General features: G+C 40.4%; 14 protein-coding genes. 6 read left to right on the top strand and 8 right to left on the bottom strand.

The window, feature by feature from the left end; translation table 11 throughout:
* Positions 1-2 precede the first annotated feature (2 nt).
* The 4 genes from ruvX to cysK form a co-directional block, all read right to left on the bottom strand.
* Positions 3-422, bottom strand: a complete 420-nt coding sequence (gene ruvX, locus AB6T38_RS13640) for a Holliday junction resolvase RuvX (protein ID WP_372547836.1) — start codon at positions 420-422, stop codon at positions 3-5.
* Positions 423-437: 15 nt separating this feature from the next.
* Positions 438-995, bottom strand: coding sequence for a YqgE/AlgH family protein (locus tag AB6T38_RS13635; protein WP_372547835.1), 558 nt, complete (start codon positions 993-995; stop codon positions 438-440).
* Positions 982-1,947 (bottom strand): glutathione synthase, encoded by a 966-nt coding sequence (gene gshB, locus AB6T38_RS13630; protein WP_372547834.1) that lies wholly within the window; start codon positions 1,945-1,947, stop codon positions 982-984. The genes AB6T38_RS13635 and gshB overlap by 14 nt, the downstream gene beginning before the upstream one ends.
* A gap of 192 nt (positions 1,948-2,139) precedes the next feature.
* Positions 2,140-3,120 carry a cysteine synthase A gene (gene cysK / locus AB6T38_RS13625; protein WP_372547904.1) on the bottom strand — a complete coding sequence of 327 codons (981 nt, stop codon included), beginning with the start codon at positions 3,118-3,120 and terminating at the stop codon, positions 2,140-2,142.
* A gap of 124 nt (positions 3,121-3,244) precedes the next feature.
* Between cysK and AB6T38_RS13620 the strand changes: the two genes are divergently transcribed.
* From AB6T38_RS13620 to AB6T38_RS13610, 3 genes are all read left to right on the top strand, one after another.
* Entirely contained in the window at positions 3,245-3,697 is a 453-nt protein-coding gene (locus tag AB6T38_RS13620) for an Lrp/AsnC family transcriptional regulator (RefSeq protein WP_372547833.1), read from the top strand.
* A gap of 255 nt (positions 3,698-3,952) precedes the next feature.
* A complete protein-coding gene (locus tag AB6T38_RS13615; RefSeq protein ID WP_372547903.1) occupies positions 3,953-5,329 on the top strand; it encodes a sugar porter family MFS transporter in 1,377 nt (458 codons plus the stop codon).
* Positions 5,330-5,408: 79 nt separating this feature from the next.
* Positions 5,409-6,182: a ThuA domain-containing protein gene (locus tag AB6T38_RS13610; RefSeq protein ID WP_372547832.1), complete on the top strand. Its 774-nt coding sequence runs from the start codon at positions 5,409-5,411 to the stop codon at positions 6,180-6,182.
* 120 nt (positions 6,183-6,302) lie between these two features.
* On the opposite strand, the gene xylA is transcribed toward AB6T38_RS13610, so the two are convergent.
* Complete coding sequence (xylA, locus tag AB6T38_RS13605; RefSeq protein ID WP_372547831.1) at positions 6,303-7,622, bottom strand: xylose isomerase; 1,320 nt, start codon at positions 7,620-7,622, stop codon at positions 6,303-6,305.
* A gap of 146 nt (positions 7,623-7,768) precedes the next feature.
* On the bottom strand, positions 7,769-9,229 hold the full coding sequence (gene xylB / locus AB6T38_RS13600; protein ID WP_372547902.1) for a xylulokinase: 1,461 nt from the start codon (positions 9,227-9,229) through the stop codon (positions 7,769-7,771).
* A gap of 181 nt (positions 9,230-9,410) precedes the next feature.
* On the opposite strand from xylB, the gene AB6T38_RS13595 reads away from it, so the two are divergent.
* On the top strand, positions 9,411-10,592 hold the full coding sequence (locus AB6T38_RS13595) for a XylR family transcriptional regulator (RefSeq protein WP_372547830.1): 1,182 nt from the start codon (positions 9,411-9,413) through the stop codon (positions 10,590-10,592).
* Here the strand turns inward: AB6T38_RS13595 and AB6T38_RS13590 are convergent.
* Positions 10,589-11,131 carry a hypothetical protein gene (locus AB6T38_RS13590; RefSeq protein WP_372547829.1) on the bottom strand — a complete coding sequence of 181 codons (543 nt, stop codon included), beginning with the start codon at positions 11,129-11,131 and terminating at the stop codon, positions 10,589-10,591. The two genes, AB6T38_RS13595 and AB6T38_RS13590, sit on opposite strands and share 4 nt — an antisense overlap.
* A gap of 220 nt (positions 11,132-11,351) precedes the next feature.
* Between AB6T38_RS13590 and AB6T38_RS13585 the strand changes: the two genes are divergently transcribed.
* Together AB6T38_RS13585 and AB6T38_RS13580 are read left to right on the top strand one after the other, a co-directional pair.
* Positions 11,352-12,491 (top strand): sensor histidine kinase, encoded by a 1,140-nt coding sequence (locus AB6T38_RS13585; RefSeq protein WP_372547828.1) that lies wholly within the window; start codon positions 11,352-11,354, stop codon positions 12,489-12,491.
* On the top strand, positions 12,488-13,138 hold the full coding sequence (locus AB6T38_RS13580; protein ID WP_372547827.1) for a response regulator: 651 nt from the start codon (positions 12,488-12,490) through the stop codon (positions 13,136-13,138). The genes AB6T38_RS13585 and AB6T38_RS13580 overlap by 4 nt, the downstream gene beginning before the upstream one ends.
* Here AB6T38_RS13580 and AB6T38_RS13575 read toward each other — a convergent pair.
* Positions 13,109-14,578, bottom strand: coding sequence for an ATP-binding protein (locus tag AB6T38_RS13575; protein WP_372547826.1), 1,470 nt, complete (start codon positions 14,576-14,578; stop codon positions 13,109-13,111). The genes AB6T38_RS13580 and AB6T38_RS13575 overlap by 30 nt on opposite strands.
* Positions 14,579-14,649: the final 71 nt, after the last annotated feature.

Genomic DNA, 14,649 nt, shown 5'->3' with positions numbered 1-14,649 from the left:
AGCTACTGATACATAAAGCTTTCTAAGATTAAACATGCCGAAGCGCTATCCACTTTGCCTTTGCTGAGCTTTTTAAATCCGCCCATCTCAAAAAGTCGAGCTTTGGCATCCACAGTGGTTAATCGCTCGTCTAGGGTTTGCACCGGAACTTTAAATTTAGCATGCAACCTGTTGGCAAACTTTTGCGCTTTAAAGGTCATTTCCTGTTTACTGCCATCCATATTTAGCGGCAAACCAACCACCACCAAGTGGGGTTGCCATTGTTCATAGACGTTTTTAACCAAATCCCAATCTGGAATCCCATCTCGAGCTTGAATTGCCTCTAAAGGCGAGGCTGTGCCGGTAATTTCTTGGCCAATTGCAACACCAATACTTTTAGTGCCAAAGTCAAATCCCAACAAAGTTTTAGATGTGACTGTCATAATGTTATACGCCTTTTAAGCATGGCCAGCATCCGGCCCAAGTTGCCACACATCAATACCAAGTCGACGTACAGCTTTTTCCCATTTTTTATGGATAGGAACATCAAATAACAACTCCTCATCGGCTTCCACTATTAACCATGAGTTGTTTTGCACTTCCTCTTCAAGTTGACCAGCAGACCACCCAGCGTAACCTAAAGTCACTAATGATTTCGCCGGTGCTTGTTCGTTACCAAGGGCTGATAATATATCTTTGGAGGTAGTGATCATTATCTTAGATGTAAGTTGTAAACTTGAACTCCACCCTGGTTGAGTAGTATGTAAAATAAAGCCTCTGTCTTGACTCACAGGTCCGCCAGCCAAGACGATTTCATCGGCTTTTTCTTCCAATACTATCGCATCTTTATCAGCTTGATTAATCAACTCTTGTAAACTCATACCAATGGGCTGATTAATTACCAAGCCCATAGCGCCTTTGTCATTATGCTCGCAAATATACGTAAGCGAGCGGGCAAAGTAGGGGTCATCAAGACTTGGCATGGCAACTAATAAATGATGTTCAAAGCTCTGCATTTCTATCACCTAAACGTTTCTCTATGGCATCAAATAACATACCTGTGATATTAACGTCGTATGCAGCTTCAATTTCTTGAACACAGGTAGGGCTGGTAACATTAATTTCGGTAATTCTGTCGCCAATCACATCTAAACCAACAAAAATTAACCCTTTTTCCACTAATAGAGGCGCAATTTTTTCGGCAATTTGTCGATCAGAATCAGATAAAGGTTGGGGTCTTCCTGTGCCGCCTGCTGCCAAGTTGCCGCGGGTTTCACCTTTGCTAGGTAAGCGCGCGAGGCAGTAGGGGACGACTTGTCCATCAATGATTAGAATACGTTTGTCGCCATCTTTAATTTCCGGCATATAACGTTGGAACATGGCATAAGTAGAACCATTATCAGTCAACGTTTCCATGATCACACCTAAGTTGGTGCCTTCTGGAGTGACGCGAAAAATAGATGTACCACCCATTCCATCTAAGGGTTTGCAAATAATGTCTTGGTGTTTTTTGTGAAATTCGCGGATTAAGGCTGAATTGCGGGTAACTAAGGTATCTGGGATTAGATCTGGGAACCAAGAAGTAAATAACTTTTCGTTAAAGTCTCGTAGGCTAGAGGAGCGATTTACGATTAACGTACCGGCTTGTTCAGCTAATGAAAAGATATGTGTGGAGTATAGAAACTCACTGTCAAAAGGAGGATCTTTGCGCATCAAAATAACATCAAGCTCAGCTAAGTTGCGGTTCTTTGATTCACCTAGCTCAAACCATTTTTGTGGATCTTTGATAACTTTTAAAGGCCGCATTTGCGCCATAGGAGCGCCGTTATCAATATAGAGATCAGACATTTCCATATAGGTAATGTCATACCCACGTTGCTGGGCATCCAATAACATCGCAAAACTGGTGTCTTTTTTGATATTTATGCTTTCAATAGGATCCATGACGATCCCGAGTTTAATAGCCAATATTGATCCTTGCTGGTTGATAATAATTCATCATACCTAAGATCTTGTGCTACGACTAAAAATTTCAAGGGAAAGCCAGCGCAAAAATTACTGACTTATCTGAAAATCGCGATTTTTTAACCGGCAAGAAGCTTTTTTGCAACATATTGTATTTTTGTTTAAACCCGCATAGTAAGCTAATCTAATCTGAATTTACTGGCAGTGAGAAAACAAATCAGTGCTAAAATAACGTTCCGCTGTATCAGCAAATAAGGTCACGATTCTTTTGCCTTTATTCTCCGGCAAATTAGCTAAACGCATACTTGCACACACAGCTGCGCCGGATGAAATACCCACTGGAATACCCTCTACTCTGGCCAACATTCTCGCGTACTCAACGGCATCCGCATCGCTCACTGTTTCAATTTTATCTATGACACTGACGTCTAGAATATCAGGAACATGGCCAGAGCTGAGCCCTTGAATTTTATGTACTCCACTTTTTCCTTCGCTTAATACTGGGCACGCACTGGGTTCAACGGCAACAATTTGGATATTGGGATTTAGTTGCTTCAAGGCTTTAGCAATACCAGTAATAGTGCCACCAGTGCCAACACCTGCGACAAAAATATCGACATTGCCACCGCTGTCCCGCCAAATCTCTTGGGCGGTGGAATTGAAGTGGGTGTCCACATTAGCTTGATTAGAAAATTGATCTAACGAAACGGCATTAGGTTGCTGGCTAACCAATAACGCCGCGTGGTCAATCGCCCCTTTAGTGCCTAAGGCTTTGGGTGTGGTAATCACTTGTGCACCATATAAACGGATTAACTTTCTGCGTTCAATTGACATATGTTCAGGAATAACAATGGTTAAGGGGATTTTTCTAATGGCACATATCCACGCACAAGCGACCCCATTGTTACCAGATGTAGGTTCGATGATATGGGTGTCTGGGGTGTATTCTTCAGACGCCATCAGCGCATCGATCATCGCTAAGGCTGGGCGATCTTTTACCGAGCCCGCAGGATTAAAATATTCCACTTTGGCAACAAGATCACATTCGAGTCCAGTATTTTCGATTAATCGTGACAATCTAACCAATGGCGTATTGCCAATTGTTTGAGTGATGTTGTCATGTATTTTTTCGTTTAACGCTGCTTGAGGTTGAATGGTGTTTTGCCTTGCCAACATATAATTTGTATCCATTGTTGTTTTTTATTAAGTGTGCCACAGAAAAAAAGCAAAAAATTCTAAACTGTTTTACATTTTTGATTTATATTAGAATTTTATTCTAATATGTTTGGATATATACATTATGGATGCTATTGATAAGGCAATTTTACGGTTAATGCAGCAAGATGTAACACTTTCGGTTAGTCAAATTGCCGAGCAGGTAGGGCTGAGCAACACACCTTGCTGGAGGCGTATTCAACTCCTTGAAAAACATGGGATTATAAATCGTCGAGTGGCCTTGTTGAACAGTGAAAAAGTCGGCTTAAATGTAACTGCATTTGTACAAGTCAAAGCGGGCAAACATGATGATAAATGGTTAAAAATGTTTGCTGTGCATGCTAGTAACTTAGAAGAGGTCGTTGAATTTTACCGCATGAGCGGAGACTACGACTATATGCTTAAAGTGATGGTCGCAGATCTTAAAGCCTTTGATGTATTTTATAAAAAATTAGTATCGGGCATTGATTTGTCGGATGTAACCTCTAGTTTTGCCATGGAACAAATTAAATATACAACTACCTTACCTATTGTCTGAGCCGTTAGTCATTCTTCTGCTAAAGCATTTAGTAGTGGCGCTTACTAAGCCCTGCTGTTGATCTCATTCATTAATCTAGTATTGGGTTTATTTTAATTATTTTTTGTTTCCAAAATTAGAGTGTTCTCTATATTCTACCTGTTAACAATTCTTTAACAGTATTATGTGATTGAAAGGCAATGGAAATTTTTCGGCTGCCAGTTAAAAATCAAATACAACATTTAGGGGCGTCCGTTGATACAAGAAAAAGAAAATATGCTGTTCATCATTTTGGTGAGTTGTGTAGCAACAATTGGTGGTTTTTTATTTGGTTTCGACAGTGGGGTTATTAACGGTACGGTTGACGGTTTACAAGCCGCATTCAAATCAGACAGTGTTGGTACGGGGTTTAACGTCGCCAGCATGTTGTTGGGCTGTGCAGTCGGCGCATTTTGTGCTGGACGATTAGCCGATCTATTTGGTCGAAAAACAATTCTGATTATAGCAGCCATATTTTTTATTATCAGTGCTTGGGGATCTGGTATTGCTGATACGTCTGGCGAGTTTATTCTTTATCGCATTTTGGGTGGTCTAGCTGTGGGAGCAGCATCAGTTATGGCCCCGGCTTACATAAGTGAAATCGCACCCGCAAGATTACGCGGTATGCTGACAACAATTCAGCAGGTCGCTATTATTTGCGGCTTATTTGCAGCCTTTGTTAGTAACTACTTCCTTGCTGATTTAGCTGGTGTCTCAACGGCTGATTTATGGATGGGATTTAGCGCTTGGCGTTGGATGTTTTGGATTGAGCTAGTACCTGCATGCTTATTTCTCGGCAGTTTGTTGTTTATTCCAGAAAGCCCACGCTTTTTAGTCATAAAAAACAAACTTCCTCAAGCTGAAGAGGTGCTTATTCGTTTATATGGTGTTAGGGCAGGAGAGCTTAAATTAACAGATATCAAAGCTTCGTTAGCAGATGACCATCAACCTAAATTATCTGACTTGAAAGATAAGCAATCTGGAAAAGTAAGAAAAATCGTCTGGGTAGGTATTGGTTTAGCGGTGTTCCAACAACTAGTCGGCATCAATGTCGTTTTTTATTATGGCGCAGTGTTGTGGCAGGCCGTTGGGTTTTCCGAGTCAGACGCGTTACTGATTAATATTATCAGTGGAGCTGTGAGTATTGCAGCTTGTATTATTACCATGGTGTTAATTGATAAAATTGGACGTAAGCCTTTATTAACCCTAGGTTCGATAGGCATGACATTGACTTTAGGGCTGATGGTCTTTTGTTTTGCAACGTCCGATTTTGATAGCAGTGGTAATTTAGATCTAGGCAGTTTAGGCACCTTGGCTTTGGTATCTGCTAATGCCTATGTATTTTTCTTTAACCTCTCTTGGGGACCTGTAATGTGGGTGATGTTGGGAGAAATGTTTCCTAATCAAATTCGTGGTTCCGGTTTGGCGGTAGCCGGGTTATTTCAGTGGGGAGCGAACTTCGCTATTACCATGACCTTCCCAATTATGCTGACTAGCATTGGCTTAGCAGGAGCTTACGGTTTTTATGCACTTAGCGCACTATTGTCGGTGTTGTTCGTCGTGAAGTTAGTGCATGAAACTAAAGGGACTGAATTAGAAGATATGATTGGTTAAGAGCTGATTAATAATAAATAAGGGTGCAATTTCTTTGCACCCTTTTTCGTTTTAAATACTTTGTAAAAGGAAAGGTATTATGTGCATAAAAAATGGCTTAAACCTATTTGCTATATTGGTTGTAACCTTATTAATCAGTACGTCAGTGCAGGCTAAACAGTTTAAGCTTTTAGTATTCAGCAAAACTGTTGGTTTTCATCATACTTCAGTGAATCAAGCAATAAACGCACTCACTAAGATGTCGGAAAAACATCATTTTGATATGGATTGGCACGAAGATGCGAACATATTCAATCAAAAGGATCTCGCCCAGTACGACGTCGTTATGTTTTTACTTACCACTGGGGACATTTTAAATCAGTCACAGCAAACCGCATTTGAACAATTTATCGAATCTGGAAAGGGCTTTGTAGGCGTGCATAGCGCAAGTGATACTGAATACGATTGGCCATGGTATGGAAAGTTAGTGGGAAGACAATTTGTCATTCATCCGGTAATTCAGACCGCAGAGTTGTCAGTTATTGACCGGACTTTCCCAGGATTGGAATTGCTACCTGATGTGTCACTGTGGACCGATGAATGGTATCAGTATGGCCCAGAATTAAGTACTAACTTAAATTATATTTTGAGTGTTGATGAATCAACTTACGCCCCCCAAGCCGATTGGGGAAGAGTTAAAGGCCAGGGAATGGGAGAGTTTCATCCCATTGCTTGGTATCAAGAGATTCATGGTGGTCGTGCTTTTTATACGGGGTTGGGCCATTTACCTGCAGTCTATGAAAATAGTGCTTTTGTGGAGCACTTATTTGGCGGAATATACTGGGCATATAGCGGTAAAGGGTTGCGTGAATAAGTCACATTTTTCGTCTAAAGTCAAAAATTCACCGATAGCTTTCGTCACCCTTTAAACTCAAAAAAGGCCTCGTATTAAGAGGCCTTTCAATTTTTAATGTAAAATCAGTAACCCTAGTGATTAACCATAAAGTACACGGTTTACTTTATTTTCCAACAATTCTTGTTGTCCGCTTTGATGTTTCGGATCTAATGAGTTATCCACCGTAAATTTGGCCAATGATTCCAAAGAATGTTCACCACCGATAATCTCTTTACCTAGATTTTTGTTCCAGCCGGCATAACGTTCTTTAACTTTGGCTGATAAGAAGTCATTGTTTATGATCTCTGCGGCTTTTTTCAAACCTAATGCCATGTGATCCATACCACCGATATGGCCGTGGAATAAGTCTGTAGGATCAGAACTTTGTCTACGTAATTTAGTATCGAAATTAAGTCCACCTGTGGTAAAACCGCCAGCTTTAAGTACTTCATACATAATCAAAGATAACTCTTCTACGGCATTAGGAAACTGATCTGTATCCCAACCATTTTGAGCATCGCCGCGGTTTGCATCAATACTACCAAAAATACCTAAAGAAACAGCAGTAGCAATTTCGTGATGGAATGAATGGCCAGCTAAGGTTGCATGGTTAGCTTCAATATTCATTTTAAATTCTTGTTCTAAACCATATTGCTTTAAGAAACCGTATACGGTGGCACTGTCGTAATCGTACTGGTGCTTAGTAGGCTCTTGAGGTTTTGGCTCTATAAGTAACGTACCTTTGAATCCGATTTTATGTTTATGCTCAACGACCATGTGCATAAAACGAGCAAGTTGCTCACGTTCTTGACGCAAATCTGTATTTAACAGGGTTTCGTAACCTTCACGACCACCCCATAAAACGTAGTTTTCACCACCAAGACGTTTAGTGGCATTCATTGCATGGAATACTTGAGTGGCACCGTAGGAAAATACCTCTGGGTTAGGGTTAGTTGCGCCACCGGCTGCATATCTAGGATTGCTAAATAAGTTGGCAGTACCCCATAATAACTTCACTCCAGACTCTTCCTGCTTTGCTTCTAACACATCTACCATCTGTGCAAAGTTTTCTGTGTATTCTTTGATGGAGTTGCCTTCCGGAGAAACGTCTATATCGTGAAAGCAATAAAAAGGGATGTTTAGTTTGTTAAAAAACTCAAATGCTACGTCCGCTTTCTGTTTTGCTCGTTGCATAGGGTCACCAGGTTTCAACCATGGGCGACCAAAGGTACCTTGACCAAATACATCAGCACCGTCCCAACAGAAGTTGTGCCAGTAGCACGCTGCGAAACGTAAGTGCTCTTTCATACTTTTGCCAAGAATGATTTGCTCTGGATTATAATGATGAAACGCCAATGGATTTTCTGAATCCACACCTTCATATTGGATCTTTTCAATGTTTTCGAAATATTGGGACATGTTGGTCTCCTGCTACTAATTAATGACTGCTGTGAATATAAAATGAATAGTGAGTGTTTATTGCAAAGCTAACAATTACGATTTGTGCTTAGACTCTTGTGCTTTTTGTTCAAGACAAGTTAAAAAATTGCAACAAGAGTTAGCGCCTAAAATAGCTCCACTAGAGCTGGGTATAATTTTCTAAATTTATCTCGTCGTGATTTATAAATGGCGACCATTTGGGGGTTGGGTTGATGGACCTCTACAATCTCAGGTTCTGGGCACACCTCTTCTAGACTTAGTTCAGGGTGAACCGCCATTTTAGCGAGCCTTGCAGCACCTAACGCTGGCCCTACATCTCCGCCTTTACGAAAGGTAATTTTTGTATTTAACACATCGGCCAATAGTTGACGCCAATAGGGACTTCTGGCTCCGCCACCAATTAAGGTGATTTCGGTTGCTTGAGAACCAGAATCGTGGACGGCATCGACACCATCTGCAAACGCAAAACTCACCCCTTCCATAATCGCGTGGGTAAAACTAGCTTGATGATTTTCATTGGTTATGCCAAAAAAGTTACCTTTGGCATGGGGGTTATTGTGTGGCGTTCTTTCTCCACTCAAATAAGGAAGAAAAATCGGTGCTTGACTGATGTCTAACGTGGCTGACTTAGACTCTAACTCTGCTAATAAGTCGGTTACCTTTGTTTTGACAACGTCTTCGGCAAACCATTGCAAACAATTCGCCGCACTGAGCATCACAGACATTAAATGCCAAGTATTGGGCACCGCATGGCAAAAGCTATGTACTGCCATTTTAGGATTGGCTTTGAATCCCTCTGAAGCTAGGAAATACACCCCCGATGTTCCCAAAGAAATCATTGCTTGGCCGGGTTTAACTAAACCTACTCCAATGGCTCCGGCTGCGTTATCGCCTCCGCCAGCGACAACGGGAACGGACTGCATCTTCCAACGTTCAGCCAATTCTTTGTTTAAATGGCCGCTTATTTCGTTTCCTTCAAATAACTTAGGCATCTGTTCAATAGTCAAGCCACAAGCAGATAGCATATCTTTGTGCCAGTCTCGAGCTTCTACATCGAGCCACATGGTGCCGGCTGCATCAGACATGTCAGAGGCAAAATCACCCGTTAATAGGAAACGTAAATAGTCTTTTGGTAACAAAACTTTGGCAATTTTTTCAAAGTTTTCTGGTTCATTTTGTTGAACCCACAAAATTTTCGGTGCGGTAAAGCCGGGCATAATCAAATTGCCAGTAATTTGATGGCAATTTTCTACTCGCTGTTCCAGCTCTGCGCATTGGGCTTGACTGCGCCCGTCATTCCATAAAATGGCCGGTCGAATAATTTTGTTTTGCTTGTCTAACAGGGTAGCACCATGCATTTGTCCAGACAGGCCAATACTTTTAACTTGCTGTAATTGGTTTCGTTTTGCCAATTTTTGCATAACGGTGTCACATGCAGACCACCAGTGCTGAGGGTCTTGTTCTGACCATAATGGTTTTGGACGAGAAACCTGCAGCGCTTCTGTTTCGCTATCTACAATATTGCCTGTTTCGTCCATCAAAATAATTTTAATGCCTGAAGTGCCTAAATCAACGCCAAGGTACATGTTGGTCTCAGTATGTGAAAAAATGTCTGTGCATCTTTTACGAGAGGCCATTTTGTATCAATTATGTTATTTAATTATTAAATTTCGTAATTTATTGTCTGGGTTCTTTTTACTAGATTTGGTATTAGTATACGTTGACTTAAAAAAACGTAATTTTGCTAATACGTAAAAGAGGTGTTGCATGTTTAAGGCAAAGCACAGTATTTCGTTACTTTTCAATGCAAATAAAGTTTATGATCGGCAAGTAATTGAAGGGATTGGGCACTATTTACAATCTTCCAAAGTGGATTGGGATGTGTACTTAGAGGAAGACTTTTTAGCTAGGATAGATAATATCAATGACTGGGTCGGAGACGGCATCATTGCGGATTTTGATGCGCCATCTATTCAAAAAGCAGTAGAGCATATTGATCTTCCTATTATCGGAGTAGGTGGCTCTTACGAAAATCTCGATGATTACCCCAAAGTTCCATATGTAGCCACCGATAACGTCGCTGTGGTGAAATGCGCCTACGAACACCTAAAACATAAAGGTTTAGAGCGCTTTGCGTTTTATGGGTTTCCGCCAGATGATAATCATCGTTGGGCAACCGAGCGTGAAAAAGCCATTATCAAATTATGCAAGGAAGATGGCTACGATTGTGCTGTGTATCGAGGCCATCCCACGCGTCCAGAAACCTGGCAATATTCAATGAACCGTTTATCCGATTGGTTGCAAAGTTTGCCTAATCCAGTAGGGGTTATTTCAGTCACTGACGCACGTGCTCGTCATTTGCTGCAAGCATGTGATCATACCGGTAAACTCGTGCCTGATCAGATTTCCATCGTCGGAATCGATGATGACGATATTGCCCGAAATTTGAGTCGAATCAGTTTGAGTTCTGTTACTCAAGGTGGGTTTGAAATGGGCTATCAAGCTGCTAAGTTACTTCACCGTCGTTTAGAAAATCCAAACCTAAAAAATAAAATTGTGACGGTTCCTCCTGTAGGCGTTGCCCAGCGACAATCTACAGACTTTAAAGCCTTAAAAGACCCTCATGTGATACAAGCCATGCACTTTATTCGTCAAAATGCCTGTAAAGGCATAAAAGTCGATCAAGTTTTAGATTATGTTGGTATTTCAAGATCCAATCTAGAGTCTCGCTTTCATGAAGAAAGAGGTCACAGTATTCACAATGAAATTCATAATGAGAAACTCTCGAAAGCTTGTAATATGCTTACCACTAGTGAACAGCAAACATCGGAAATTGCGTTAGTGTGTGGTTATCCCTCATTACAATATATGTATGCTGTGTTTCGCAAACACTTTGATCAAACTCCCAAGGAATACCGTGAGCAACACTTTCAGCAAAATCAAGATTAGTTTTTTAGCCAACCCTTAGTGGCATAAACTTTTAAAATTAAAAATATTGTTATGCCGCTAATTATACCAGGGGAGAACCAGAATATAATTTCTGCATCGCCAATGTTTGCAAACAACTTGCCGCCGCCAAAGACGCTAAAAACGGTGAAGGCAACAATTGCTGAGGCGATGATTGAGTGTCGATATTTAGTGACAATTGGCTTCAGCCTATATACTCGCTTCATGGAAAAAAGCAGCATCATAATACCGAATAGCACGCTTAAGATGCTAAAAATGACTTGTAAACTTATAATGAAACGTTGCGGTTCGATGGCCGTGGACAGCAATTTTTCTTCTAATCGCATCGGAAAGTATAAAGTCATAAGTGCTGTGAGCATACCGAAACAGACCATTGAGTATATGGTCGCAGTATAATAACCACCAAACTTTTTAGGCTTGAATTTACTTTTTGTGGCTTTGAACGGGAGCCTGAATAGAATAAACGCTAAGGTTCCTGTAATAAATGGCGCAAAGAATAAACTAGCAAGTAAGGTTGTCATTTTTATCTCCAGTTATCCACTATCTTAAATTCAAACAATAATTAAGTTCATCACTTTGATTTGAGTCCAGTTTAAATAATCTAGTGATAATGTTTAGTGCCAAAAGTCACTATTTAAAACGTGACTTTTGACCTATAGCGTTCAATTCTAAAATTGTTCATACTGGGTCTTCGTTGAGCGGCAGTTTCTGGCATAGGGGTAATTTTATCGTGGTTCTTAAATGCAGATTTTGAAAAGCTTGTTTAGAAAAGAAAACCTTTCAGCTATTTTCCCTTGGGCAGTAGTAAGCAGCATAGCGCTGTCTTTGATGGTGAGCTCTGATAACTACTCTGGAGAAAAAGTGGCTGCAGCCGGTTTTGCATTATTGGTTTATATAGTGTTCTTTTTGCTTGCCATATCAGACCACGAATACAGAAATAACTTGCAAACTCGGCTGCTATTCATTGTCATTCAATATACAGCAATTATGAGTTTAGGGTTTCTCAGCCCTTTTACCTTTCTGGCCATTCTTGTCACGATTTGGAGTGCACAACTGCCTTATCTTATGTCGTTTAAGCAGGCCGTTTTCACGTCACCCATTTGGTCCGCGCCATTTTGGCTAATAATGTATTTTTATTGGCAGTCTGATACATCACTGCTATCCGCGTTACTGTTTTGGACCTTTAATATTTTTGCCTTACATATGGTGCATACAAATATTAAAGAAAAGCGCGCAACTGAGAAGGCAATGGAGCTTAATCGTGAATTAATGGCTACTCAAACCTTGCTAGGCGAAGCATCTAAGCAAGCAGAAAGAGTTAGAATTGCGCGCAATATCCATGATTTGTTGGGCCATCATTTAACCGCATTAACTATCAATTTGCAGGTGGCTTCTCGGATTTCCGACGGAGAAGCACAGATCAAAATTCAGCAGTGTCATGAATTAGCTAAGTTATTATTAAGTGATGTGCGTGAAGCTGTTTCTGAGATTCGGGAAAAGTCTCATATTGAATTGAGTCAGGCGCTGCATGCACTATTAGACGATGTTCCTAACTTGTCTATCTCATTAGATATTGAGGAAGATTTGACTATAACCAATGTTGATGTAGCCGAAGCGATTTTGCGATGCGTTCAGGAGTCTATTACTAACACTCTGCGTCACAGTAATGCCTCCAATTTTAATATTCATTTGTGCCAGAAAAAAGACTCAGTGCAACTTAAAATGTATGATGATGGCCGTCAAAAACAGCAAAATAATATTCAGGAAGGGAATGGTTTGACCGGAATGCGAGAAAGGATCGCTCACTTAGGTGGTGTTTTAGATACAAAAATAACAAACGCAGGCTTTCAAATACAAATAGAATTACCGGAGTCATCATGAGTGTTAATGTGATGGTAGTCGACGATCAAACCTTGGTTCGCGAAGGGATTAAAAGTTTGTTGTCGTTAGCACCTGAAATCAACATTGTTGCTGAAGCAGCGGATGGAAAAAGTGCACTGGAGGTTATTTCTACGCAGAAACCAGATGTTGTTTTGATGGATATTCGCATGCCCGTTATGAACGGGATTGAAGCGGTTGAGGCCCTTAATAGCCTCAATAAAATTGATATCTCTCCGGTCATAATGTTGACTACTTTTGATGATCACCAATTGGTTATTCAAGCCATTCAGGCGGGGGCAAAAGGATTTTTATTAAAAGATGTATCGCTAGAAACATTAGTTGAAGCCATTATAAAAGTAAGCAATGGGGAAACCTTAATTCAACCTAGTATTACTCAGCGTGTAGTGTCGAGTTTGCAAAGTAAACAGAGTACATTTGAAAGTTCTGATGTGCCTATTCCTCTCACTGCCAAAGAGATTGAGATATTACGCTTAATTGCTGCTGGGTGTAGTAACCGTGAAATTTCACAGGCGGTATTTAAATCTGAAGGTACGGTCAAAAATCAGGTATCAAATGTCTTGGATAAACTGGGGGTTCGGGATCGTACTCGTGCGGTTTTAAAAGCTATCGAACTCGGGGTTATCTAAACTCACAGGAAAGGTGACTGTAAACTCGACACCTTTTCCAATTTTTGATTTACAATCAATGTGTCCAGCCAATACTTTAACCACGATGTCGTAACATATGTGCATACCCAACCCTGAACCGCCATTTTGACGGGCACTGGTGAAAAATGGTTTGTATAAATTTTCAATTGTATGTTCAGACATACCACAACCATTATCCCTATAAATCACCTTTAACATAGGATGGCCTGGAATAGTTAGGTCAATTCTTATCTTAAAAAAGATATGCCCCATCTGATTAATTGTAAATGCGTGTTGGACCGAGTTCATAATCAGGTTAATCAGCAATTGACTCAAGGCGCCGGGATTACTATAGACTTCTAAATCGGGGTCTATATCAAAACAAAACTGTTGATTTGAACGTTTTAATCTAGGTTTTAAGGTCAATAAAACCTCATTGACGTAACTCATAAGGTTAATTTTTCGAACTTCTTGACTGTGCTGATCTAACGAAAGTTGTTTAAAGGTTTTAATTAACTGGGTAGACCGAAACAAATTGCGTTCAATAATATCAACACTTTCTTCGGTTTTTGAGAAAAATGTAGCTAATTGAGAGCGTCTAAGCTGTTCTTCTTTAAAGGATTGGGTTGTTTTACTCAGAATATTACGCAAATAAGAAATAGCCGTTATCGCAACACCTGTAGGTGTATTAATTTCGTGGGTTAGACTCGACATCATGGTACCCAAGGCTGCCATATTTTCTTGTTCTACTAATTGGGTTTGCACTTCGTTACGTTGCTCTAATGCTTTTTTCAACATTAAATTAGCATTAGTCAATTCCTCTGTTCGCTCTTCTACTCGTCTTTCTAATTCAGCATTTGTTTCTTCTAATTGCTTAATATTATTGGCGCGTTCAAGAATAATAGACACAATTTGAGACTCGTAAAGCAAGGAGTCAATATCATCTTGTTCGGGAGCTCCGCAGGTTGGAAAATACATGGTAAACGTACCTAATACCTCACCATTAGGTGAAATAATAGGCTGAGACCAACACGAAAGAATACCGCAGGTAACGGCAATATCGCGCATATTATGCCAGTGTGGATCTAGAGTAATATCTTCACTTACAGTTAAATTTCTATTGGCTATAGCAAAGGCGCAGGTGGTTGATGGAGGTATCACTTTTTGGTTTTTCAATGCGTCTATAAGTAGCAACGGAAGGCTAGGGGAAACAAAAGGGCTTAGGACGAAGCCTGTGCTATCGATTAAATTTATTGAACATTTAAGTCCAGAGGTTGCAGATTCTAGGCTGGCGATTATCTCCTTTAGAACCTCGACAAGGGGATCCCCATTTACCAACATAGCAAACGCGTTTATTCGACCTGCTTCAATGGCATTATGGCGTTTCAGGTGCGTGTAATTGCTTGTACCTTGAGTATTTATGGCATTAACAGGTTTCATTGTTAGGGTACTAAAGTTAATAAATTAAGGGATGCTTTACAGATCAATGTAACATGAAACTAGCGGCTGTC

Source organism: Aliiglaciecola sp. SL4, from assembly GCF_041538045.1.
In the GTDB taxonomy this organism is placed as follows: domain Bacteria; phylum Pseudomonadota; class Gammaproteobacteria; order Enterobacterales; family Alteromonadaceae; genus Aliiglaciecola.
This window is presented reverse-complemented; position numbering and strand designations above follow the sequence as displayed.